Origin of the sequence: Thalassovita aquimarina (assembly GCF_018219815.1) — a bacterium.
Lineage (GTDB): Bacteria > Pseudomonadota > Alphaproteobacteria > Rhodobacterales > Rhodobacteraceae > Thalassobius > Thalassobius aquimarinus.
On sequence record NZ_JADMKU010000017.1, the window covers coordinates 1 to 22,578 of the forward strand.

23 protein-coding genes are annotated in these 22,578 nt (G+C 63.9%); 5 read left to right on the top strand and 18 right to left on the bottom strand.

What is annotated here, in order from left to right:
• The 4 genes from IT775_RS16135 to pdeM all read left to right on the top strand — a co-directional run.
• Positions 1–237: hypothetical protein (locus IT775_RS16135; RefSeq protein ID WP_212702258.1), on the top strand; the 237-nt coding region annotated here is incomplete at its 5' end.
• A 308-nt stretch (positions 238–545) separates the two neighbouring features.
• Positions 546–1,862, top strand: a complete 1,317-nt coding sequence (locus tag IT775_RS16140; RefSeq protein WP_212702339.1) for an ATPase — start codon at positions 546–548, stop codon at positions 1,860–1,862.
• 93 nt (positions 1,863–1,955) lie between these two features.
• Positions 1,956–4,364, top strand: a complete 2,409-nt coding sequence (locus IT775_RS16145) for a ligase-associated DNA damage response DEXH box helicase (RefSeq protein WP_212702259.1) — start codon at positions 1,956–1,958, stop codon at positions 4,362–4,364.
• Between the two features lie 55 nt (positions 4,365–4,419).
• Positions 4,420–5,085 (top strand): ligase-associated DNA damage response endonuclease PdeM, encoded by a 666-nt coding sequence (pdeM, locus tag IT775_RS16150; protein ID WP_212702260.1) that lies wholly within the window; start codon positions 4,420–4,422, stop codon positions 5,083–5,085.
• Between the two features lie 9 nt (positions 5,086–5,094).
• Here pdeM and IT775_RS16155 read toward each other — a convergent pair whose 3' ends face one another.
• Entirely contained in the window at positions 5,095–5,934 is an 840-nt protein-coding gene (locus tag IT775_RS16155) for a LytTR family DNA-binding domain-containing protein (protein WP_212702261.1), read from the bottom strand.
• A gap of 134 nt (positions 5,935–6,068) precedes the next feature.
• On the opposite strand from IT775_RS16155, the gene IT775_RS16160 reads away from it, so the two are divergent.
• Positions 6,069–6,482 carry a PaaI family thioesterase gene (locus IT775_RS16160; protein WP_212702262.1) on the top strand — a complete coding sequence of 138 codons (414 nt, stop codon included), beginning with the start codon at positions 6,069–6,071 and terminating at the stop codon, positions 6,480–6,482.
• 51 nt (positions 6,483–6,533) lie between these two features.
• On the opposite strand, the gene folD is transcribed toward IT775_RS16160, so the two are convergent.
• The 17 genes from folD to ruvB form a co-directional block, all read right to left on the bottom strand.
• Positions 6,534–7,436: a bifunctional methylenetetrahydrofolate dehydrogenase/methenyltetrahydrofolate cyclohydrolase FolD gene (gene folD, locus IT775_RS16165; RefSeq protein ID WP_212702263.1), complete on the bottom strand. Its 903-nt coding sequence runs from the start codon at positions 7,434–7,436 to the stop codon at positions 6,534–6,536.
• An 11-nt stretch (positions 7,437–7,447) separates the two neighbouring features.
• On the bottom strand, positions 7,448–8,341 hold the full coding sequence (locus tag IT775_RS16170) for a bifunctional 5,10-methylenetetrahydrofolate dehydrogenase/5,10-methenyltetrahydrofolate cyclohydrolase (protein WP_212702264.1): 894 nt from the start codon (positions 8,339–8,341) through the stop codon (positions 7,448–7,450).
• A gap of 97 nt (positions 8,342–8,438) precedes the next feature.
• Positions 8,439–10,115: a formate--tetrahydrofolate ligase gene (locus tag IT775_RS16175; RefSeq protein ID WP_212702265.1), complete on the bottom strand. Its 1,677-nt coding sequence runs from the start codon at positions 10,113–10,115 to the stop codon at positions 8,439–8,441.
• Between the two features lie 146 nt (positions 10,116–10,261).
• Positions 10,262–10,858, bottom strand: coding sequence for an MOSC domain-containing protein (locus IT775_RS16180; protein WP_212702266.1), 597 nt, complete (start codon positions 10,856–10,858; stop codon positions 10,262–10,264).
• Positions 10,859–11,026: 168 nt separating this feature from the next.
• Positions 11,027–12,943 carry an ATP-dependent zinc metalloprotease FtsH gene (gene ftsH, locus IT775_RS16185; RefSeq protein ID WP_212702267.1) on the bottom strand — a complete coding sequence of 639 codons (1,917 nt, stop codon included), beginning with the start codon at positions 12,941–12,943 and terminating at the stop codon, positions 11,027–11,029.
• A gap of 80 nt (positions 12,944–13,023) precedes the next feature.
• On the bottom strand, positions 13,024–14,271 hold the full coding sequence (gene tilS / locus IT775_RS16190; protein ID WP_343231154.1) for a tRNA lysidine(34) synthetase TilS: 1,248 nt from the start codon (positions 14,269–14,271) through the stop codon (positions 13,024–13,026).
• On the bottom strand, positions 14,268–15,095 hold the full coding sequence (locus IT775_RS16195; RefSeq protein ID WP_212702268.1) for a tetratricopeptide repeat protein: 828 nt from the start codon (positions 15,093–15,095) through the stop codon (positions 14,268–14,270). The genes tilS and IT775_RS16195 overlap by 4 nt, the downstream gene beginning before the upstream one ends.
• Before the next feature lie 15 nt (positions 15,096–15,110).
• Entirely contained in the window at positions 15,111–15,614 is a 504-nt protein-coding gene (gene pal, locus IT775_RS16200) for a peptidoglycan-associated lipoprotein Pal (protein ID WP_212702269.1), read from the bottom strand.
• 123 nt (positions 15,615–15,737) lie between these two features.
• Positions 15,738–17,060: a Tol-Pal system beta propeller repeat protein TolB gene (gene tolB, locus IT775_RS16205; RefSeq protein ID WP_212702270.1), complete on the bottom strand. Its 1,323-nt coding sequence runs from the start codon at positions 17,058–17,060 to the stop codon at positions 15,738–15,740.
• Positions 17,057–18,166 (bottom strand): energy transducer TonB, encoded by a 1,110-nt coding sequence (locus IT775_RS16210; protein ID WP_212702271.1) that lies wholly within the window; start codon positions 18,164–18,166, stop codon positions 17,057–17,059. The genes tolB and IT775_RS16210 overlap by 4 nt, the downstream gene beginning before the upstream one ends.
• Before the next feature lie 7 nt (positions 18,167–18,173).
• A complete protein-coding gene (gene tolR / locus IT775_RS16215; RefSeq protein WP_212702272.1) occupies positions 18,174–18,650 on the bottom strand; it encodes a protein TolR in 477 nt (158 codons plus the stop codon).
• 3 nt (positions 18,651–18,653) lie between these two features.
• On the bottom strand, positions 18,654–19,349 hold the full coding sequence (gene tolQ / locus IT775_RS16220; RefSeq protein WP_212702273.1) for a protein TolQ: 696 nt from the start codon (positions 19,347–19,349) through the stop codon (positions 18,654–18,656).
• Between the two features lie 158 nt (positions 19,350–19,507).
• A complete protein-coding gene (gene ybgC / locus IT775_RS16225; protein ID WP_212702274.1) occupies positions 19,508–19,897 on the bottom strand; it encodes a tol-pal system-associated acyl-CoA thioesterase in 390 nt (129 codons plus the stop codon).
• A gap of 83 nt (positions 19,898–19,980) precedes the next feature.
• Complete coding sequence (gene thpR / locus IT775_RS16230) at positions 19,981–20,547, bottom strand: RNA 2',3'-cyclic phosphodiesterase (protein ID WP_212702275.1); 567 nt, start codon at positions 20,545–20,547, stop codon at positions 19,981–19,983.
• On the bottom strand, positions 20,544–21,176 hold the full coding sequence (locus tag IT775_RS16235; protein ID WP_212702276.1) for a type 2 periplasmic-binding domain-containing protein: 633 nt from the start codon (positions 21,174–21,176) through the stop codon (positions 20,544–20,546). The genes thpR and IT775_RS16235 overlap by 4 nt, the downstream gene beginning before the upstream one ends.
• Positions 21,173–21,493, bottom strand: a complete 321-nt coding sequence (locus tag IT775_RS16240; protein ID WP_343231155.1) for a nucleoside triphosphate pyrophosphohydrolase family protein — start codon at positions 21,491–21,493, stop codon at positions 21,173–21,175. The genes IT775_RS16235 and IT775_RS16240 overlap by 4 nt, the downstream gene beginning before the upstream one ends.
• A gap of 59 nt (positions 21,494–21,552) precedes the next feature.
• Positions 21,553–22,578 (bottom strand): Holliday junction branch migration DNA helicase RuvB, encoded by a 1,026-nt coding sequence (gene ruvB / locus IT775_RS16245; RefSeq protein WP_212702342.1) that lies wholly within the window; start codon positions 22,576–22,578, stop codon positions 21,553–21,555.

Sequence of the window (22,578 nt, forward strand, 5' to 3'; positions counted from 1 at the left end):
CAGGTGCCCGAAGGTCTTCCTCTCCGCAATCGCGCTCGCTGCAACCGTCATCTATTGGCTATGAGTCCTGACCCTAAAAACTTTTTCGATCCACATGCGAGCACGACCATTGCAGCGGAAAGTATAAGAATCCGTAAATACACCCTGCGCGCCGAAACAGATTCAACTCTCCAATATTTGTTAAAAACTTGGGGTCCGAAAAAGAAGTACGACAATGCAAACCGACTCCACCAGTGAGTTTAATTTTACTAGACAAAAATACCTAAGATTGTTGCCGTACTTCAAGATTTTTTACGATCAGAATTTTTGTGAGAAAGCCCGATCGTGTCCAAAGTTTCACATACGAAATCGCAGAACGTACGACCTTTGTCGTTTGACCTAGGTTTCATAGGTGACAGTGGAGTAAACTAGCGCCTTCAACCGTCGGAATTTATCTCAAATCGGCCCGATCCCGCGCGGTTTTCTCCCTTTTTTCGCCAAACTCTGCCGCCAGTATCGCTATGAAAGCCCAAGGGGCAGCACCGATGACATTGGCAGGACACGACATGAACATTCAGGCTCAGCCCCAATCGGGCGTTACCCCGCCGTCGCCGCCCAGCACCCTGGACGACATGCGGCTGCCGGTCCCGATGATGCGGGACATCCTGCTGAAAACCCTGTTCCGCAAAAGCGTGACCACGGTCACCGACACCGCCGCCGCGCTGTGCCTGCCGCGGATGGTGACGCAGGAACTGATCGATATCGCCCGCGAACAGAAGCTGCTGGAAGCCACCGGCACGCTAAACGCCAATTCCGGCAACGAAATGGGGTACCAGCTGACCGACGCGGGCAAGGCGCGGGCGCTCGATGCGCTGGCGCAGTCGGAATATTACGGCGCGATGCCGGTGCCGCTGGACGTCTACCGCGAACAGATCAAGCGGCAATCGATCCGCGATATCCAGGTCACCCGCGACCAGCTGACCGGCGCGATGGGGCATCTTGTGCTGCCGCAGGACCTGTTGTCGAACCTCGGCCCCGCCGTCAGTTCGGGCCGCTCGATCCTGATGTACGGCCCGCCGGGCAACGGTAAATCCTCGATCTCCAACGGTATCCGCGACGCGATGGGCGACAAGATCTATGTCCCGCGCGCGATCGAATATTCCGGCCAAGTGATCACCGTCTACGACCCGATCGTGCATTCCAAGGCCGAAACGGTCGAGGAGGACCCGAGCAGCCTGCGCCGCAAGAAAGGCTTCGACAGCCGCTATGTCCGCTGCGACCGCCCGACGGTGATCACCGGGGGCGAACTGACGCTGGACATGCTGGACCTGAAATACAATCCCACCGCCCGCACCTATCAGGCGCCCTTGCAGCTGAAGGCGACGGGCGGCATTTTCATCGTTGACGACCTCGGCCGCCAGTCCGAACCGCCGCAATCGCTGGTCAACCGCTGGATCGTGCCGCTGGAGGAAAACAAGGACATCCTGGCGCTGCAATCGGGCGAAAAGTTCGAGGTTCCCTTCGACACGCTGGTGATCTTTTCCACCAACTTCCACCCGAATGAAATTTTCGACCAGGCGGCGCTGCGCCGGATTTTCTACAAGATCAAGATCGACGGGCCCTGCCAGGAAGATTACCTGAAAATCTTCGCGATGGTGGCGCGCAAAAAGGGCGTGCCGCTGGAACAAGATGCGCTGGTCCACCTGATCCATGAAAAATATCCGACCATCGACAACGTCTATGCCAATTACCAGCCGGTGTTCCTGATTGATCAGATGATCGCGATCTGCGAATTCGAAGGCATCCCCTATCAGATGACCCCGGACCTGATCGACCGCGCCTGGTCCAACATGTTCGTGCGCGACGAGGTGATCGTGAAGTAAGAACCGGGCCCGGGCCGGGCGGAATGCATGATTGCCGCCCGTTGCCCGAACACGGGCATTCCACAAGCCACCCCTCTGCCCTAGATAAGGGGCATGAGCGCCATTCCCGCCCCCATCGAAAGCTGGTTTCAGTCGAAAGGCTGGCAGGTCCATCCGCATCAGCGCGAGATGGCGGAAAGATCGGACCGCCCGGCGCTGCTGCTGATCGCCCCCACCGGCGGCGGCAAGACCATGGCGGGCTTCCTGCCCACGCTGGCGGAACTGGCCGACGGGAAGCACGAAGGTCTGCATACCCTCTACATCTCGCCCTTGAAGGCGCTGGCCGCCGATATTCGCCGCAACCTGCAGGTGCCCGTCGACGAAATCGGGTTGGCCGTCAGGATCGAGGACCGCACCGGCGACACCCCCGCCAGCCGCAAGAAACGCCAGCGCGCCGACCCGCCGCATATCCTGCTGACCACGCCGGAAAGCCTCGCGCTGCTGCTCAGCTACGAAGACGCGCCGCGCATGTTCAAGGGACTGCAGCGGGTGGTCGTGGATGAAATCCACGCGCTGGCAGAAAGCAAGCGTGGCGATCAGTTGATGCTGGCGCTGGCCCGGTTGCAATCGTTCTGCCCCGGCCTGCGCCGGGTGGGATTGTCAGCCACGGTCGAGGATCCGCAGGGCATTGCCGATTTCCTTGCCCCGCATCCCGATCCCTGCGACATCCTGATGGCCGATCCCGGCCCCGACCCCGATATCCGCATGCTGGAAACCGACGAGGCCCCGCCATGGTCGGGCGGCGGTGCGGCCTATGCGATCCCGGCGGTGCTGGAACAGGTGAAGCAGCACAAGACCACGCTGATCTTCCACAACACACGCGCGCAGGCCGAAATCTTCTTTCACAATCTCTGGCTTGCCAACGAAGACAGCCTGCCGATCGGCATCCATCACGGCAGCCTCGATCGCGCGCAACGCGAAAAGGTGGAACAGGCGATGGTCAGGGGCGATCTGCGCGCGGTGGTCTGCACCGGCACGCTGGATCTGGGGATAGACTGGGGCGATGTCGACCTGATCATCCAGGTCGGCGCGCCGAAGAACGTCAAGCGGCTGGTGCAGCGGATCGGCCGGGCCAACCACCGCTACAACGCGCCGTCCAAGGCGCTGCTGGTGCCCGCGAACCGCTACGAGGTGGTGGAATGCGTCGCCGCCTTGGACGCGGTGAAGGAACACGACCTGGACGGCGACCCGCGCGGGCCGGGACCGTTGGACGTTTTGTGCCAGCATATCCTGATCGCGGCCTGTTCCGGCCCCTTCGATCCCGATACGCTGTTTCACGAATTCCGCCGCGCCGGGCCCTACAGGGTGCTGACCCGGGCGCAGTTCGACGACTGTTTCACCTTCTGCGCCACCGGCGGCTATGCGCTGCAGGCCTATGACCGCTGGCAACGGCTGCAGGAACGCCCCGACGGGCAATGGCAATTGCGGGATCCGCGCAGCGCCGCCCTGATCCGGCAGAATATCGGGACGATTCAGGACACCGACACGCTGAAGGTCAAAATGCGCGGCCGCGGCGGCGCCCCCTTGGGCGAGATCGAGGAAGGCTTCGCCGCCAGCCTGACCAAGGGCGACACCTTCCTGATCGGCGGCAAGATCGTGCGCTATGAGGCGCTGCGCGAACTGGTGGTCGAGGTCAGCCGCGACAAGGGCCGCAAGCCGACGATCGCGACCTTCATGGGCACGAAGTTTTCCACCTCGACCCGGTTGTCGCATCGCATCCTGCGCCTGCTGCAGCAGAACGACTGGCCCGACCTGCCGCCCCATACCGCCGACTGGCTGGCGCTGCAGCGCGACATGTCCCGCCTGCCCCGCCCCAGCGACATCCAGATCGAAAGTTTCCCGCATGACGGGATGGAACATACCTGCATCTACGGGTTCGCCGGGCGCAACGCGCAGCAGACTCTGGGCCTGCTGCTGACCAAGCGGATGGAGGAAGAAGGTCTGGCACCGCTGGGTTTCGTCGCCACCGACCACGCGACGCTGATCTGGGGGCTGGAAAAGCTGCGCGACCCGGCGCCGCTGTTCGACCTGCACGCGCTGGAACAGGGGCTGGACACATGGCTTGCCAGCAACGCGGTGATGAAGCGCTCCTTCAAGACCTCGGCCACCATCGCCGGGCTGATCCAGCGCAGTTATCAGGGCCAGCGCAAATCCGGGCGACAGGCGACATTTTCGTCGGACATCCTCTATGACACGCTGCTGAAATACGATCCCGACCACCTGCTGATGCGGATCACCAAGGACGAAGCGATGCGCGGCCTGATCGATTTCGCCCGCCTGCGCGACATGATCGCCCGCAGCGCCGGCAGGATCGAGCATCTGCATCTAGACCGCATCACGCCGCTGGCCGCACCGCTGCTGCTGGAAATCGGTAAGGTGCCGATCATGGGCGAGGGGCGCGAAAAATTGCTGACGCAGGAAACCGAGCGCCTGATGGCCGATTCAGGGCTGGCCAATCTGTGAAATTCGGGCACGATAACGTTTGCTGAAAACCCGGACGCGCGCCATAGAACACAACATGAACGCCTATTCGCTGACCTTATCTGGTGTGAAATTGGAAGCCTTGGCATCGGGGGCGCTTTACTGGCCCGAACAGCGGCTTTTGTGCGTGTCGGACCTGCACCTTGGAAAATCCGAACGAATCGCACGGCTGGGCGGCGCGTTCCTGCCACCCTACGACACGCGCGAAACGCTGACACGGCTGGAAAAGGACCTGCTGGCCACGGCGGCGAATTCGGTTCTCTGCCTCGGCGACAGTTTCGACGATTCCGCCTCCTCTCGCGGGATCAGCGAACCGGAATTCATGTGGATCAGTCGGATGCAGGCGGGCCGCCGCTGGGTCTGGATCGAAGGGAACCACGATCCGGGGCCACTGGCCGTCGGCGGTACGCACCTTGCCGAACTCCCGCTGCCACCGCTGCAGTTCCGGCATATCGCGCGTCACGGCGCCAGCGGCGAAATCTCGGGGCATTTTCACCCCAAGGCGCGGGTGAAAATGCCCGGCCAAGCAGTCAGCCGCCCCTGTTTCCTTGTCGATAGCGACCGGATCATCATGCCCGCCTACGGCAGCTATACCGGCGGTTTACAGAGTTCGCATGCGGAGTTGACACAGCTGATGCGTCTGGAAGCGCTGGCGATCCTGACCGGACCGACCATGCACGCGATCCCGATGCCGCGGGATTGAAACGGGACGTTACAGGATGCCTGCTGCTTCCAGCCGCGGCCGGTAGGTGCGGCTGACCGGAACCTTGGTGCCGTTGCTCAGAACCAGAAACATCTTGCCGCCCTCTCGCTTCGGTCCGCGGATCGCGTCCGCCGATATCCAATGCGACCGGTGAATCACATGGCCCGCAACCCCATCCATTTCCGCCACCGCGTCGGCAAAGCGCATCCGCAGGCTGTAGAGCGCGGAGACCGTTTCGACATCGACGAAATGGTCGCGGGCGCTCAGATGCAGGATCGGTTCGCGCATTTCCATCGGCAGGCGCTGATGCAGGCGGCACCCGTCATGCGCGTCGGCAACTGGTTCCATCGGCTGCACTGCGCTCTGCGTCCCGGCGGGCGCGGTGTCGCCACCGGCCCCACTGCGCCCGGCCCCATCGCGCATGGTCTCAGGCAATTGCTGGAACCGGTAGATCCGCCGGATCGCCGTGAGCAGGATCCCGATCAGCAAAACGAACAAGCCGATGCGCCATAGCGCGGGCGGTGTTCCCTCGGCAGCCGGCACCATGAACTGAGTCAGTTTGAACACGAACGGGGTCAGCACCAGGGTTACCCCCGCGATGGCGATCGCGTCGAAACGCCAGCTCAAAACGTCGCGGATGTATCGCCCGACGATCCCGCGCACCAGTTGGGACAGGAAAACCGAGCTGCCGCAGATTGCGAACCAATAGATGCTGCGCGGCAACCATCCGAAACCGGAATAGGTTCCGAACGGACCCATCACCGCCGCGCCCACCGCGATCAGGATCCAAATCGCGACAGCCGGATAGGAAACCGTATTTTTGGCTGCACGGATAATGATGCTGATCATTGGGACACCTGAAAAAGGGCTGAATTCAATAAAACCACCTGCGGTCAGGGGTTTACTTTGCATTTGGCAAAGGAACAACTGCTGCGCAGGGAAATGACCGTTTACAGCACCATGTTAACCTTGGAATCGCGAAAATGACGACAACTGACAGGATCAAATCGAGTTTCGAGGCGCAATCGATGATGGAAACGCTGGGGGCCCGGCTGATTTCGGCAGGTGACGGTCATTGCGTGATCGAGGCCCCGATTCTTCCCGGATCGCAGCAACAGCACGGATTCGGTCATGCCGGGCTGACCTTTGCCATCGGCGACAACGCCGCGGGATATGCCGCGCTGTCGGTCATGCCGCAGGATCACGAGGTGCTGACCTCGGAGATCAAGATCAACCTGCTGGCGCCTGCCAAGGGCAATCTGTTGATCGCGCGGGGTAAAGTGGTCAAGCCGGGGCGGCGGCTGGTCGTGGTGACATCCGAAGTGTTCGCCCGCACCGGCGACGAGGAAAAGCTGATTGCGCTGATGCAGGGCACGATGGTGCCGGTGCAGGCCTGATATCCCATCGCGCAAAATGAAAAGAGCAGCCCGCAGGCTGCTCTTGCAGTCTCAGGCGGTCAGGCCTTCGGGTTCGGCCAGCCCGTGCGCCCGGCAACAGGCGGTGACCGTGTTGGCCAGCAGGCAGGCGATGGTCATCGGCCCCACCCCGCCCGGCACCGGGGTGATCGCGCCCGCGACCTCTGCCGCGCTGTCGAAATCCACGTCGCCCACCAGCCGGGTCTTGCCGTCGCCCTTTTCCGGCGCGTCGATCCGGTTGATGCCCACGTCGATCACCGTCGCGCCCGGCTTTATCCAGTCGCCCGGCACCATCTGCGGCCGGCCCACCGCGGCCACCACGATATCGGCGCGGCGCACGACCTCAGCCAGGTCCTTGGTGCGCGAATGGGCAATGGTCACGGTGCAGCTGTCGCCCAGCAACAATTGCGCCATCGGCTTGCCGACGATGTTCGACCGGCCGATCACGACCGCATCCATCCCAGACAGCGATCCGTGGTGATCGCGCAGCATCATCAGGCAGCCCAGCGGCGTGCAGGGCACCATCGCCTTCTGCCCGGTCCCCAGAAGCCCCACGTTGGAGATATGGAACCCGTCGACGTCCTTGGCCGGGTCGATGGCGTTGATCACCAGGTCTTCGTTCAGATGCTTGGGCAGCGGCAGCTGCACCAGGATGCCATGGACGTCCGGATCGTTGTTCAGCCGGTCGATCAGCGCCAGCAAGTCCGCTTCACTGGTTTCGGCGGCCAGCTTGTGCTCAAAGGAATTCATCCCCACCTCGACGGTCTGCTTGCCCTTGGAGCGGACATAGACCTGGCTGGCCGGGTCTTCTCCGACCAGGACGACGGCCAGGCCGGGGGTAATGCCGTGCTCTTCCTTCAGCCGCGCCACATGGCCCGCCACCTTTTCGCGCACCGTCGCCGCGAAGGCTTTGCCATCTATGATTTGTGCCGTCATCTCAGGTCTCCTCAGTGTTCAGTCCGGGCATAGGCATCCCGGTAATGTTCCATCTGCATCCGGGCTGCAAGCACTGCGTTCTTCATCAGCGTCGCGACCGTCACCGGACCGACGCCGCCGGGTACCGGAGTGATCCAGCCGGCAACCTCGCCGCAGCTTTCAAAGTCAGCGTCGCCCACGGTCCTGGGGCCTTCGGAGGTTTCCACCCGGTTGATGCCGATATCGATCAGCGCCGCGCCCGGTTTCAGCATCTCGCCAGTCACCAGCCCCGGCTTGCCCACGGCGACAAAAACCGCATCCGAGGCGCGGCTGTGCATCGCCACCGAACGGGTCATGTGATGGCATACGGTCACCGTCGCCCCAAGCCCCATCAGCAGGAAAGCAATCGGTTTGCCGACGATCTCGGAATGGCCGATCACGGTCACGTCCAGCCCTTCCAGCTTGAGCGGCAGGGTCTTCAGGATCTCAACCGCAGCAACAACCGTACAGGGGCCGAGCGCGAGATCGTTGTAGACGATATTGCCGATCGAGGCGGGGTGCATCCCCTCGACATCCTTCAAAGGATGCACTGTCTTTTGCAGCACCTTCACCGGGATATGGTCGGGAAGCGGGCGTTGAATGATCACCCCGTTTACGCGTGGGTCGGCGTTCAATCCCTGCAGGATGCCGGTGAGTTGTTCCAGCGATGTTTCGGCCGGGTAGTTGCGCGCCTCGAACAGGACGCCCGCAGATTCGGCCTGCCGCTGCTGGTTGCGGACGTAAAGTTCGGCTGCGGCCGTGTCGCCCACGCTGATCGAAACAAGTTTGGGCTGCCAGCCCTCGGCGGTCAGCCGGGCGGCTTCCTCGGCCACCTCCGCACGCATCCGCGCTGTAATCGCCTTGCCGTCAATGACCTGTGCCCGCATGGCAAACCTCCTGCCACCGGGGCGCGGTGCCGCGGAGCCCGGCATTTAAAACAATTCGGCCGGGGCAAACATATGCCCCGCGGCCGATTTCGCTAGATCAGAACAGCCCTTCGACCTCGCCTTCCGCGTTGAGCATGATCGCCTCGGCGCTCGGGCGGCGCGGCAGACCGGGCATGGTCATGATCTCGCCGCAGATCACCACGATGAAGCCCGCCCCGGCGCTCAGCCGCACTTCGCGTACCGGCACCGAATGGCCCGTGGGCGCGCCGCGCAGGTTCGGGTCGGTCGAGAAACTGTATTGCGTCTTGGCCATGCAGATCGGTAGGTGACCGTACCCGGCCTCTTCCCAGGCCCGCAGCTGGTCGCGGATTTTCTTGTCGGCCAGCACCTCGTCGGCGTGATAAATCCGCTTGGCGATGGTTTCGACCTTTTCGAACAGCGGCATCTCGTCGGGGTAAAGCGGCGCGAAGCTCGACCAGCCGCCATCGGCCAGTTCGGCCACCCGGGTGGCCAGCTCGACCGTACCCTCACTGCCCTTTTCCCAGTGCTGGCAAAGGATCGCTTCGCTGCCCTGGCTTTCGACGTAATCCTTCACCGCCTTGATTTCCGCCTCGGTATCGGTGACGAAATGGTTGATCGCCACCACCACAGGCACGCCGAAGCTTTTCACGTTGGCGATATGGCGGCCAAGGTTGGGACAGCCCTGTTCAACCGCAGCGACGTTTTCTTCGCCCAGATCGGCCTTGGCCACGCCGCCATTCATCTTCATCGCCCGCACCGTGGCGACGATCACCACCGCGTCGGGCGCGATCCCCGCCTTGCGGCACTTGATGTCCATGAATTTCTCGGCCCCCAGATCGGCGCCGAAGCCGGCTTCCGTCACCACGTAATCGGCCAGTTTCAGCGCCGTCTTGGTGGCAATCACCGAATTGCAGCCATGGGCGATATTGGCGAACGGCCCGCCATGCACGAAGGCGGGGTTGTTTTCCAGCGTCTGCACCAGGTTGGGCTGCATCGCATCCTTCAGCAGCACCGTCATCGCGCCGTCGGCATTGATGTCGCGGGCATAGATCGGGGTGCGGTCGCGGCGATAGGCGACGATGATGTCGCCAAGCCGTTTCTGCAGGTCGTCGAGGTCGTTGGCCAGGCACAGGATCGCCATCACTTCCGAGGCCACGGTAATGTCGAAACCACCCTGCCGCGGGAACCCGTTAGCGACGCCGCCAAGGCTGACCACGATATCGCGCAGCGCCCGGTCGTTCATGTCCATCACCCGGCGCCAGACGATCCGGCGTTCGTCGATTTCCAGTTCGTTGCCCCAGTAGATGTGGTTGTCGATCATCGCCGACAGCAGGTTGTGGGCGCTGGTGATGGCGTGGAAATCGCCGGTGAAATGCAGGTTCATTTCCTCCATCGGCACGACCTGGGCATAGCCGCCACCGGCCGCGCCGCCCTTCATCCCGAAACACGGCCCCAAGGACGCTTCTCGGATGCATATGGCGGCATTCTTGCCGATCCGGTTCAACCCGTCGCCCAACCCCACGGTGGTTGTGGTCTTGCCTTCGCCCGCCGGTGTCGGGTTGATCGCGGTCACCAGGATCAGCTTGCCGTCTTCGCGCCCGTTCAGGTTGGCAATGAAATCCTGGCTGACCTTGGCCTTATCATGACCATAGGGCAGCAAGTACTCTGACCCGATGCCAAGCTTGGCGCCGATTTCCTGGATCGGCTTCTTGTTGGCCTCGCGGGCGATCTCGATATCGGATTTAAAGCTCATCACACCCCTCCCCGGGTTCGCTGAAAGCATGTCTTGTTCCGCCTTACCCCATGGCTCTTGCCACGCGGTGCCGCAAATCCGACATTTCCACCACACGAAACGTCGCCAGTGCGGATTTCTGTCCCCGCCATCGGCGGCACCACGCCCTAACTCCGCGCCGCGTCCAGATGCGCCCAGACCGGCTGATCGGGAATATGCAGGGTCAGCGTATCGCCCAGCTTGACCACGCCTTCGCGTTCGACCCAGGCGGTGACGCCGCGCTTGCCCTTGGCGGCCAGTTTGAATTTCTTGCCCGCCTCTGGCAGGTCTTCGGAAATGACCGGCGCGGGCAGGTGGCAGGGCCGGTTTTCCATGTCGATCACCAGCGTGGCGCCCGACGGTGCCTGCAACCGCGACGACGGCGGGACATGGGTGAAATCGGGAATGCCCTCGATCACCATCGACGCCCCGACCCAGGCAGGATTGAAATCCGCCGCGCTGATCGCGGCGGCGACGTCTGCCAGTTCCTCTGCCGACAGCACCGACAATTGCCGCACGTTGCGGATTTCGGTGCCCTTGGGATACTGCGCCGCCACCCGGCTGCAGGACGGGCGCGTCAGCCCGCCATGGGCTTCGCCTTCGATCCCGGCCCAGGTCAGCATCGCCTCGTGCAAGGGGTCTGCGCGCAGCCCGGCATCGCGGTCGGGCACATATCCAAGCCACGTCACGCGGGCGGTGAAATCGGTGGGTTTCAGGGCGGGCATCGGGGTCTCCTCCAGAGTGTCTGCGACCAGAATGCACAGCCTCGCGCGCCGCGCAACGCCCGGCTGTATTTCCGCCGCCATCAGTTTGAAAAGGCTGCGTCAGGCCCGTCCCCCGCCGCAACGAAAAAGGCCACCCTCGCGGGTGGCCTTTGTCGATTTCATATCACCTCAGACGGTCGGTTCCGGTTCCATCCCCCCGTCGCCTTTCGGCTTCGTTTTGGGCTTGGTCTTGGGAATCGCGGTGACCGAAGGCGCGCTGCCTTCGTCCGTCGTATCGTCGTCCGGGCCGGCATGGGGCGGTTCGCCGTTCATCACCCGCTTGATCTCTTCGCCGGTCAGGGTTTCGTATTCCAGAAGACCCTGTGCGAGGCGTTCCCATTCCTCCTGCTTTTCGGTCAGGATGCGGTAGGCCTCACCATAGCCGTCCTGAATGAAGCGTTTGACCTCTTCCTCGATCAACTCCTTGGTGTGAGCGGAGACCGAGAAGCCCGGCGTCTGGCCGGAATAGCCTTCATGCGCTTCGGAATAGTCGATATTGCCGACCTTGTCCGACATGCCCCACCGCAGCACCATGGCGCGGGCCAGGCCCGATGCCTGCTGGATGTCGCCGGCCGGGCCGTTCGACACTTCGTCCTCGCCATATTTCAGGATCTCGGCGGCCTTGCCGGCCATCGTCATGGCGAGCTTCTGTTCGCATTCCGACTTGTGCCAGTTCAGCCGGTCGATTTCCGGCAGGCTGACCACCATGCCCAAGGCGCCACCGCGCGGGATGATCGTCGCCTTGTAGACCGGATCGCATTTCGGCAGGCTCAGGCCGACGATGGCGTGACCGGCTTCGTGATAGGCGGTCTTTTCCTTCTGGTCGGCGGTCAGCACCATCGAACGGCGCTCGGCCCCCATCATCACCTTATCCTTGGCGTTCTCGAAATCCTCCATGGTGACGAAGCGGCGGCCGACGCGGGCAGCCATCAGGGCGGCTTCGTTCACCAGGTTCATCAGGTCAGCGCCCGAGAAACCGGGCGTACCGCGAGCGATGATACGCATGTCGACATCGGGGCCCAGCGGGGTCTTGCGCGCATGCACGTTGAGGATCTTTTCGCGCCCCTTGATATCGGGGTTCGGCACGGTGACCTGACGGTCGAACCGGCCCGGACGCAGCAGCGCGGGATCCAGAACGTCGCGGCGGTTGGTGGCGGCCAGGATGATGACGCCTTCGTTGGCCTCGAACCCGTCCATTTCCACCAGCAGCTGGTTCAGCGTCTGTTCGCGTTCGTCGTTCCCGCCGCCGTAACCGGCACCACGGGCACGGCCCACGGCATCGATTTCGTCGATGAAGACAATGCAGGGCGCGTTTTTCTTGGCCTGCTCGAACATGTCGCGAACGCGGGATGCGCCGACGCCGACGAACATTTCCACGAAATCCGACCCCGAGATGGTGAAGAAGGGCACGCCTGCTTCGCCCGCGATGGCGCGTGCCAGCAGCGTCTTACCGGTGCCCGGAGGGCCGACCAGCAGCGCGCCCTTGGGGATCTTGCCGCCCAGGCGCGAGAATTTCTGCGGGTTGCGCAGGAATTCCACGATCTCTTCCAGTTCTTCCTTGGCCTCGTCGATACCGGCGACATCGTCGAAGGTCACGCGACCCTGCTTTTCGGTCAGCAGCTTGGCCTTGGATTTACCAAAGCCCATCGCGCCGCCTTTGCCGCCACCCTGCATCCGGTTCATGAAGTAGATCCAGACACCGATCAGCAGCAGGAAGGGCAGCAGGCTCAGGATGAAGGTCTGGAAACCAGACTGTTCCTGGCTTTCCGCCGAAACCGGGATGCCTTCGTTGATCAGCATGTCGGTGACCGCGGCGTCTTCCGGCTTGATCGCCACGTAATCGCGACCGTCGGTGCCACGGAAGCGAACCTTTTCGCCATCCAGCGTGACCTTGCTGACTTTCTCGTCCTCGACCGATTGTACGAAATCGGAATAGCTGACGGTCTGGCTCTGCAGGGTGCTGCCCGACCCGCTGAACAGATTGAACAGCGCCAAGATCAGCAGGAACAGCACAACCCAAAAGGCGATATTTTTCGCGTTACCCAAGGAAAATCTCCCAAATCTTCGGATCCCCCCGCAGGTATCACAGGAGGCACCCCACTTAAATAGAGATCATGCGCCCATCTTCAATGAGATAAAAGGGTATTGGCGAAATCGTCGCGTTCCGGGCCAAGCTCCGCCTGCCAGCCATTCGCCACCCCCGCAAGCGGGGCCGCGATCAGCCGGTCGCGGCGCCAGACGGCCGGGTCGGCCATCACCGCGGCGGCCGGCCGGCCGGTATCGCGCCAGTCGAGGCAAAGCGCCAGCCCTGCTTCGCCCAGGGCGGCAATGTGGCAGCCTGCGCTTTCCGGCCCGGTCAAGACCCACCTCCCATCCCAGGCATGCCCCGGATCGCAGGTAAGTCCCTTTACCGCCACGTATTCGCGGAAAAGGTGCAACCCGCCCTTGCGCGGCATCATGCGGCAACCGTGCAGGGTCGCGCCCTTGCCCTCCCGAACGGCCTGCAGCAGATGCCCGACCTCGGCCCGGCGCGGTACATAGCCGGCACCGCTGATCCAGCACAGCGCCCTGACCAGCACCCGGCGGGCCAGTTCATCGGGCAGGTCCAGAAACGCATCGCGCTGTATGATCAGGTCGCCCGCGACGGTGGCAACGGCAGACCGGGCAAAGCGATGAGCGGACCAATTCAAAGCGTCGCGCGCCTGCGCCATGTTGCCCGCCACCCGCGACAGCGTTTCGGAATTCAGCCCCAGCGGCGCCAGCGCCTCCAGCGCCTGCCGCGCCTTGACCCGGTCGAATTTCGTGTCTTCGTTCGACGGATCCTCGATCCATTCCTGCCCACGATCGCTCAAATACCCGCGCAACGTCCGGCGCTGCACCTGCATCAGCGGCCGCAGGAACGGCACCCCGTGCCGGGTGAATTGCGGCGCCATGGCCGACAACCCGTCCACCCCGGCACCGCGGGCCAGACGCATCAGCAGGGTTTCGGCCTGATCATCAATTGTGTGGCCCAGCAGGACCGCGATTGCACCGCGTTTCCCGGCCCACTGCGCCAACAGGTGATAGCGCGCCTGCCGCGCCTGATCCTGCAGATTGCCCTGCCCGTCCCACCCGGTCCAGCGCAGCACATCGTGCGACAGTCCGAGCGATGCCGCCGTTTCGCCGACGAAAGCGGCTTCCCCGGCGGCCTCGGGGCGCAATCCATGATCGACGGTCACGGCATGAACCGTGTGGCCGGTCCGATCGGCCCATTCCGCCGCCATCAGCATCAAGGCCATCGAATCGCCGCCACCAGACACGGCCAGACCAACCGTGCCCGCGGGCAGCGTCCCGCACGCGGCGCTCAGAAATGCATCGAAATCGGTGCCGGTCACGAACAGCCAAGCCGGGCGCGTTCGGCCTCGGCGTCAGCCACCGCATCGGCGCCGGGGAAACGCGTGCCGACCTCGGTCAGCGTGACGCAGGCCTCGGACATCTGGCCCAGCCGGCCAAGCGCGCGGCCCAGCTTGTAAAGCGCCTCGGGGGCCTCCGCCCCGTTGGGCGCGGCGCTGAACGCATCCAGATAGGCACGTGCCGACGCGGTTTCTTCCCCCAGACTGTCCAGCGCATCGCCGCGCCGCAAATGCGCGCGGGAGGTCAGCGGGCTGCCGGGATAGGAAGCGATCAGATTTTCGAGGATCGAAACGGCATCGGCATTGCGCCCTTCGTCCAGCGCCGCGGTGGCACGGTCGAAATCGGCCTGTTCGCCGACCGCCAGTTCCGGGCTGGTGGTGTCGGGCCTCGGCGAAACCGCGACCGGCGTGACGCCGATGTCGCCGCCAAGCGTGGTGGTTTCGCCCAACTGGCCGATGTCGCAATCGCTTTCCAGTTCGCACAGGCGGAATTCCAGATCGCCGATCCGGTTGCTGCCATCGGAAACGATCCGGTTGATCCGGTGTTCAAGCTGCTCTGTTTTCGCGGTCAGCCGCTGCATCTGCGCCTCGATCGCATCGACCCGTGCCAGGACCGGCCCACCGGTCCCTCCTGCCAACGGCGCGCCGGTGGTGCTGAGTTCACGTTTCAGCCGCTGGATATCGACATAGAGAACGGACAATTCCTGGCGGATATCGGCCAGGGTCTGATCCCCGTCCTGAGCCCAGCCCGACGGGGCGATGGGCATCAGGAGTGCTGCGCAGGCGATGGCATGGAAAAGGCGCATCGACGTCTCCGTTGGTTAGCTCGACAGGTCGGCCGAGATGATCGTCACGGCGCGACGGTTCTTGGCATAGCAAGCCTCTGCCGAGCAGATCTCGATCGGGCGTTCCTTGCCGTAGCTGACCACTTTCAGCCGCGACGCCGGCACGCCGCGCGAAACCAGGTATTCCTGCACCGCGTTGGCGCGGCGCGCACCGAGGGCGAGGTTATATTCCCGCGTGCCCTGCTCATCGGCATGACCTTCGATGACGGCGGTATAATCGGCGTTGGTCAGGAGCCATTCGGCCTGCCCCTCCAGCGTCAGCTGCGCCTCGCCGCTGAGTGTGGATTGATCGATGGCAAAGAAGACCCGGTCGCCGACGGTCTGCTGGAAATAGAGCGGCGAAGCCGGATCGTCGGCCGATCCCGGCGCCCCGGCGCCACCGCCGTTGAGATAAACGTCATCGCCGAACCGGCCGGCATCGGTACATGCCGCCAGCGCCACAATGGAAGTCAGAAAAATTGCCCGTGCCACGAATTTCATTGGAAATGCCCCGCTCGATTTCGCGTTTCTTCAGCCTTTAATACCATATCGTTTCCAAGCTGGAAACGTGTTGCCTGTTTGCCGCCCGCCTTGGCGACTTTGCGCCATGATCCGCGCCCCTTTTCAATTCTGAAGCGGCGACCAGGACGGGTCAGACGCGCCGCCTTCGGTCTTCACCCGTTTCAGGTTCCGTCCGGTGATATCCACCGAATAGAGGCTGGCCTGACCACCCGCCCCCTGAGTTTCGCGGGTGAACATGATCACCCGCCCATTGGGGGACCAGGTCGGCCCCTCGTCAAGGAACGATGCCGTGAGCAGACGTTCTTCCGATCCATCGGTGCGCATCACGCCGATATGGAAGCGCCCCTTGCTTTGCTTGGTGAAGGCGATGAAGTCGCCGCGCGGCGACCAGACCGGCGTCCCGTACCGGCCCTTGCCGAAACTGATCCGGCGCGGTTCGCCGCCATTGGCATCCATGATGTAGAGCTGCTGGGTGCCGCTGCGGTCGCTTTCGAACACGATCTTCGATCCGTCCGGGCTGAAACTGGGTGCGGTTTCGATCGACGGCGCGCTGGTCAGCCGCCGGGTCTGACCGGTGCCGACATTCATCCGGAATATATCGGTATTGCCGCCACGGGTGACCGAATAGACCACCGTCTGCCCGTCCGGGGCGAAACGGGGCGCGAAGCTCATCGTGCCTTGCTGGTCTTCCAGTACCCGGCGGCGAACCGAGGCCACGTCGAGCAGATAGATCCGCGGAAACCCGCTTTCATAGCTGGTATAGAGAATGCGGTCGCCGGTGGGCGAAAACCGCGGCGCCAGCACGATGGAACTGCTGTCGGTCAGATACTGCACGTTGGCGCCGTCGTAATCCATGATCGCCAGGCGCTTCTTGCGGTCGTTCTTCGGGCCGGTTTCGCTGACATAGACCACACGGCTGTCGAAATAGCCGCCTTCACCGGTGATCCGGCTGTACACCGCATCGGCCACCTTGTGCGCCATGCGCCGCCAACCGTCACGGGTGCCGGCAAACTGCAGCCCCTGCCCCAGTTCCTGCCCGGCGAACACGTCGTAAAGGCGGAACTTGACCACCAGTCGGCCGCCCGCCTGCAGATCGACCGCCCCGGTGATCAGCGCCTGCGCGTTGATCGCCTTCCAGTCGGCAAATTGCACCGGGCTGGAAAAGCTGGAAACCTGGCTGATGAAAGCGCTGTCGGGGATCTGCCGGAACAACCCGGTCCCGGCAAGGTCATCGGCCACCACCTGCGCGAGGTCATCGGCCAACTGCCGCGCGGTGCCGCCTTCGGCCACGAAATCGGGCGCGGCGAAGGGCAAGGGTTCGATCACGCCTTCGGTAATCTCGATCCGAAGCGGGGCCGCCTGCGCCGCAATCGGCAGGCTCAGCGCGGCGAGGGCCGCAAGGAGGGTCAGGAAACGCTTCATCATTTGATCCTCATTTTCTCCGGATTGAAGGTCATTTCAATCTCGCGCCATTGTTCATACTTGTCGGCCGGCAGGTCGAAGCCCCTGGCCCCGCAGCGGATGATTGCCCGCCGCGCCGCCTGAAAGGCCTGATTGGCCGATCCGGAGCTGCCGCCCCGCGAATCCACCATTCGGATGGTACCGGTTTCCGGCGTGCCGTCCTGATTCATCTGCACCGTCACCACGACGGTCGTGCGCAGGGCTTCTGTCGACAGCGCGCCGGTGTTCCAGCATTTCTGCACCGCGACCCTTAACGCATCCTTTTCGCCCGAGGTCAGCGGCGGACCAGAAGGCCGTGCCGGCGTCGTCGTTTCCGCCGTGTCCCCGGCCAGGGCCTGGGCCAGTGCATCGGCCACCGCGTCCTTCGTCCCGGTGTCGGTTTCAGGCTCGGGTTCGGGCCGGGCGACACGGGTCGGGCGGGTGCGCGGGCGGACCGAGGTGCTGGGCGCGCTGCTCGACGCCTCGGCCTCGGTCACGATTTCGGTCGCGGCCTCTTCCTCGGCCGTCTGTTCCTGCTGTTCGCGCTGGATGTCCGCGGCGCCGTCATCGACCGCGTCTTCCTGAGCTATATCGTCGATCTTCACATCCGGTTCCGGCGGTGCGACCGGTTCGGGGGCGACGCGGGTGGTCGGCCGGGTCTGCGGCCGGTCGCTGATATCGGGCGCGGCGGTGACCGGCGCCTCGACCGGCGGGACCAGAACCGGGGCGGCATCCTCGACCTCGGCGGGCGGATCGGGCGGCAGCAGGGCCGCGACATCGGGCGCCTCTTCCGGTTCGGGCGGCGGTGCGGCTTCGTCGGGTTCGGCGATCACCGGGGCCGAATCCCGGATTTCGGCCTGCGGCGGTTCGGGCTCTGCCGTTTCGGAGTCCGGCGGGATCAGCGCCGACATGTCGGTTTCAAGGCTCGGCGCCTCGGTGGGCGCGATCATCGCCTCGAATTCCTCGGAAGAAATCATTGCCACCTCGGTCACCTCGAAAGGTTCCGGCGCGGGTTTGAACGCCCCGCCGATGAGCGCCCAGCCGATCAGGCCGATATGCGCCACACCCGAGATATACTGGCCGGTATTCATTCCCGCCTCAGTTTTCCGCCCCGTCAAGCGCGGGACCGCCGGTATCGGTCACCAGACCGATATTGCCAAACCCGGCGCGGTTCAGCGCGCCCATCACCTGCACCACCTGTTCGTAAGGCACCGCCCCGTCGGCGCGCAGGAACACCCTGTCACCCTGCCGTTCGGCGGCAATCGCGCGCAGCCGGTTGACCAGCTCGGCGCGCGGCACCTCGGTTTTCTGGATCATGACGACGCCCTGGGCGGTGATGGTGACCGCAAGCGGTTCCTCCTGTTCGCCGGGCAGCGCGTTGGCTGCCGTCTTCGGCAATTCCACCGGCACGCCCACGGTCATCAGCGGCGCCGCAACCATGAAGATGATCAGCAGCACCAGCATGACGTCGACAAAGGGCGTCACGTTGATTTCCGACATCGGCTTGGCGCCGCCCCGACGGCTGCGCCGCCTGCGGTTGCCGCCACCCGATTTCTGCATCACGCCTGCGCCCATGGCTCAAAGGTCCAGTTGTCGGCTGAGGATGGTCGAAAATTCGTCGGCGAAGGCCTCATATCCGGCAATGATCCGGTCGGCATCGGCGGACAGCTTGTTGTAGAAGATCACCGCCGGGATCGCCGCCAGCAGGCCAAGCCCCGTGGCCAGCAGCGCCTCGGCAATACCGGGGGCCACCACGGCGAGGTTGGTGTTCTGCTGTTCAGCGATGTTGATGAAGGCATGCATGATGCCCCAGACGGTGCCGAACAGGCCCACGAAGGGCGCCGTCGACCCGACCGTGGCCAGAACCGGCAACCCGTGCTGCAACCCTTCGGCCTCTTTCGCGATCGCCACGTCCATGCTGCGATCGATCCGTGCCTGCGCCCCGGCGATCAATCCGCCGTCGTCGCGATGCGACCGGCGCCATTCGATCATGCCGGCGGCGAATACCTTTTCCGAATGTCCCTTGGGATCGGCGCCGATCTGGTCGAACAACCCGTCAAGAGGTTCGCCGGACCAGAAGGCGCGGTCGAACCGCGCCGCTTCGCGCCGGGCGGTGCGGTAGGTGATGATTTTCTGGAAGATGATCGACCACGACCAGAAAGAGGCCACGATCAGAAGGATCATCACCAGCTTCACCGTCAGCGTGGCGCGCGCGAAAAGGGCCCACAAGGAGAAATCGATCTCCTGCACCAGGGCGAGAGTTTCTGTTTCCATAAGCCTGCTCTGCTCTTGCCAGCCCTTTGTTTACCGGGCTTTCTTGGGCGCGAGGCTAGCCGATCCCGAAACGGAAACCAACAGGATTGGCGCCCTACGACGGCGATTTGAGCGGATTATCGCGGGTTAAGCCGAGGAACGGGCCTCAACTCCGCACCTCAATGCACCATCTGGCGGATGTTGGCGGGCATCCGGGCCGGATGGCCGGTTTCGGTCATCATCACCACCGTCACCACGGCCTGGAACAAAACGTCCTCGCCGCGCTTGACCCGCTGTTCGAGAATCCAGCGAACGCCGGTCAGCTGCACCGTTTCGGTTTCCACCGTCAGCAGGTCGTCGAGCTTGGCCGGGGCCAGGTAATCGGCTTCAACCCGGCGGACGACGAAGACCAGCCCGTCCGCTTCCTTCATTTCGCGCTGATCGATGCCCAGTTCGCGCACCCATTCGCTGCGTGCCCGCTCGATGTAGCGCAGGTAATTGGCGTAATAGACGATCCCTGCCATGTCGGTGTCTTCGTAATAGACGCGAATGGGCAATTTATGTGTCATGTGGATCGGGCTCCCGGCTGTTTCGGGCGCAGCCTAGCAGCACGACAGGCCGACGCAAGCCGGGCCGATGCAGGTCGGGCCGGTCAGGACAATTTTGTCAGGGGATAGGTCGCCAGCGCCTCGTAAACCGGCCCGTCCTCGCGCAACCGCGACCGGTAGAGCGAAAAGGACGTGGCCTCGCCGCCCTCCAGCGTGGTCCCGCCCTGCGCGGCCATGTAGGCGGTGATGCGCTGGCGCGCCTCAAAGGGCAATTCGCGCGGGAAACGCACCAGCGTCGCATGCGGCTTGAACCGCTGGCGCGGCAGGTCGATCCCGGCCATCCGCGCCGCCTGCGCCACCTTTTCCTGCAGCGCGCCCAGTTCCGGCACCTTTTCGAACAGCGCCGCCATCAGGTTTGGCTGCCTGCCGCCGAACAGCTCCAGCCCCGTCACCTTCAACCGCACCGGCGCCATCTGGATCGCCCACAGCATGTCGTGCAGCGGTTCGACCACCTGCTGGTTCTGCCCGTCGAGGAAGGCCAGCGTGATGTGCAGGTTCTCCTCATCCACCTCGCGACCGACGCCCAGACCGTCCTGAATATCCATCAGGTCCTCGCGCAGGGCCTCCGGCAGGTCCAGCGCCACGAACAGCCGCAGGTCGCCCCGACTCATGACGCCGGTTCCTGCGCCTGCAGACGGGCGAACAGGCGCAGCGCGTGGCTGGAATCCTGCGCCGCAACCGGCAGGACCGGATCGTAAGCGGCCCGCACCACCCCGGCGATATCGGGGCGCAAGATGGTCGTGCCGCCCGCCACCGCCAGCGGCGATGTTTCGGTAAAGGCCCGGTCCGACCACAGCAGCATGAGCTGCACCACCTGCCCCAGGGCCAGCGTTTCGGCCGGCATCTTGCCCAGCTGATCGTCGATCCGGATGAAGGCGAAAGCGGCCTGGATGCCGCCCTGGTCGTCGAACCGGAAAGCGCGGTACTGGTTGGCGTCCGCTGCCTTCAGCCGCGCCACCAGATCGGCCAGGTCGGGGATCATCTTGTCGAGGTTGGGCACCCCCGGCAATTCGTCCCAGTCGCGAAAGAAAAAGAACATCATGTTGGCGCCGAGTTCGGGATCGGTTTCCGCCACCTCGTGCCCGGCCAGCTTTGCCACCGCTTCGATCGCGCCCTTGACGATCTGCAGCGTGTCCTCTTCGACGCCGAACACGATCGGCGCGATGGGACGGCCCCAGCGGGCGAATGCGTATTGCCCGTCGGCACGCGTGAACAGGGTTTCGATCTCTTGCGGTGTCATGGCCGGTCCTTCAGGTATTTTCCCCATTTTCTCTCAAAGGCGGCGGCAAGGTCCACCCCCTGCCAGTCGGCAAAAATCATCAGAAACCCGAAAAGATCGGCCAGCTCGTCCTCCAGCTCTTGCCGCAGCGCCTGAGCGTCCCCGTCCGACCCGCGCGACTTGCCCGCCAGCTTCAGATAGGCCGAGGCGACCTCGCCCAGTTCCTCGGTCATCTTGCCGAGGTAAAACGCCCCGTCGCGCTCGATCCCGAAATTGTCGGCATAGATACGCCCCACATCCGCCGCCCGGGCCTGCAGCCGTTCCAGATCCTTGTGCACCGCATTCCCCTTCTTCTTGGTTGAAATACTCGAATCGAAGTGCAATGCCGGGAACCACACTAGTCGAAAAGCGCGCCCTGCCCCGGCTCCTTCGGCGCGTCCAGCCCCAGATGCCGCCATGCCTTCGCCGCCAGCATCCGGCCGCGCGGAGTGCGCTGGATCAGCCCCTGCTGCAGCAGGAAGGGTTCGATCACCTCTTCCAGCGCGTCGCGGCTTTCGCTCAGCGCGGCAGACATGGTTTCGATTCCCACCGGGCCGCCGCCGTAATTTTCCGCGATGAGCCGCAGGTACCGCCGGTCGGCCCCGTCAAGGCCCAGATGATCCACCCCCAGCCGGGTCAGCGCGTGATCGGCGATCGCCTGCGTCACCCGCCCGTCGCCCTCGACCAGCGCGAAATCGACCACCCGGCGCAGCAGCCGCCCGGCGATCCGCGGCGTGCCGCGCGACCGCTTGGCGATCTCGCGCGCACCTTCGGGATCGGCGGGCGCGCCCATCAGGCGCGCGTTGCGGGTGACGATCTCGTTGAGTTCTTCAACGGTGTAGAATTGCAGCCGGGTCGGAATGCCGAACCGGTCGCGCAGCGGCGTGGTCAACAGCCCCAGACGGGTGGTCGCGCCGACCAGCGTGAAGGGCTGCAGTTCGATCCGCACGGTGCGCGCGGCGGGGCCTTCGCCGATCACAAGGTCCAGTTCGTAGTCTTCCAGCGCCGGGTAGAGCACTTCTTCGACCGCCGGATTCAGCCGGTGAATTTCGTCGATGAACAACACGTCGCGCGCTTCGAGATTGGTCAGGATCGCCGCCAGGTCGCCCGCCTTGGCCAGAACGGGACCGGAGGTCATGCGGAAACTCACCCCCAGCTCGCGCGCCATGATCTGCGCCAGCGTGGTCTTGCCCAGACCGGGCGGGCCGTGGAACAGCGTGTGGTCCATCGCCTCGCCGCGCTGGCGGGCCGACTGGATGAAGACCTTGAGGTTCGCCCGCGCCTCGGCCTGGCCGATGAAATCGTCCAGCACCTGCGGCCGCAGCGCGCGGTCGTTATCCTCGGGCTGGCGTTCGGGGCGCAGGGTGGTGTCTGGTTCGGTCAT

What these genes read in the sequence shown, in the direction of transcription:
- IT775_RS16140 (WP_212702339.1), top strand. Translation starts at nt 546, where the DNA reads ATGAACATTCAGGCTCAGCCCCAATCGGGCGTTACCCCGCCGTCGCCG.
- IT775_RS16145 (WP_212702259.1), top strand. Translation starts at nt 1,956, where the DNA reads ATGAGCGCCATTCCCGCCCCCATCGAAAGCTGGTTTCAGTCGAAAGGC.
- pdeM (WP_212702260.1), top strand. Translation starts at nt 4,420, where the DNA reads ATGAACGCCTATTCGCTGACCTTATCTGGTGTGAAATTGGAAGCCTTG.
- IT775_RS16155 (WP_212702261.1), bottom strand. Translation starts at nt 5,934, where the DNA reads ATGATCAGCATCATTATCCGTGCAGCCAAAAATACGGTTTCCTATCCG.
- IT775_RS16160 (WP_212702262.1), top strand. Translation starts at nt 6,069, where the DNA reads ATGACGACAACTGACAGGATCAAATCGAGTTTCGAGGCGCAATCGATG.
- folD (WP_212702263.1), bottom strand. Translation starts at nt 7,436, where the DNA reads ATGACGGCACAAATCATAGATGGCAAAGCCTTCGCGGCGACGGTGCGC.
- IT775_RS16170 (WP_212702264.1), bottom strand. Translation starts at nt 8,341, where the DNA reads ATGCGGGCACAGGTCATTGACGGCAAGGCGATTACAGCGCGGATGCGT.
- IT775_RS16175 (WP_212702265.1), bottom strand. Translation starts at nt 10,115, where the DNA reads ATGAGCTTTAAATCCGATATCGAGATCGCCCGCGAGGCCAACAAGAAG.
- IT775_RS16180 (WP_212702266.1), bottom strand. Translation starts at nt 10,858, where the DNA reads ATGCCCGCCCTGAAACCCACCGATTTCACCGCCCGCGTGACGTGGCTT.
- IT775_RS16195 (WP_212702268.1), bottom strand. Translation starts at nt 15,095, where the DNA reads ATGCGCCTTTTCCATGCCATCGCCTGCGCAGCACTCCTGATGCCCATC.
- pal (WP_212702269.1), bottom strand. Translation starts at nt 15,614, where the DNA reads ATGAAATTCGTGGCACGGGCAATTTTTCTGACTTCCATTGTGGCGCTG.
- tolB (WP_212702270.1), bottom strand. Translation starts at nt 17,060, where the DNA reads ATGATGAAGCGTTTCCTGACCCTCCTTGCGGCCCTCGCCGCGCTGAGC.
- IT775_RS16210 (WP_212702271.1), bottom strand. Translation starts at nt 18,166, where the DNA reads ATGAATACCGGCCAGTATATCTCGGGTGTGGCGCATATCGGCCTGATC.
- tolR (WP_212702272.1), bottom strand. Translation starts at nt 18,650, where the DNA reads ATGGGCGCAGGCGTGATGCAGAAATCGGGTGGCGGCAACCGCAGGCGG.
- tolQ (WP_212702273.1), bottom strand. Translation starts at nt 19,349, where the DNA reads ATGGAAACAGAAACTCTCGCCCTGGTGCAGGAGATCGATTTCTCCTTG.
- ybgC (WP_212702274.1), bottom strand. Translation starts at nt 19,897, where the DNA reads ATGACACATAAATTGCCCATTCGCGTCTATTACGAAGACACCGACATG.
- thpR (WP_212702275.1), bottom strand. Translation starts at nt 20,547, where the DNA reads ATGAGTCGGGGCGACCTGCGGCTGTTCGTGGCGCTGGACCTGCCGGAG.
- IT775_RS16235 (WP_212702276.1), bottom strand. Translation starts at nt 21,176, where the DNA reads ATGACACCGCAAGAGATCGAAACCCTGTTCACGCGTGCCGACGGGCAA.
- ruvB (WP_212702342.1), bottom strand. Translation starts at nt 22,578, where the DNA reads ATGACCGAACCAGACACCACCCTGCGCCCCGAACGCCAGCCCGAGGAT.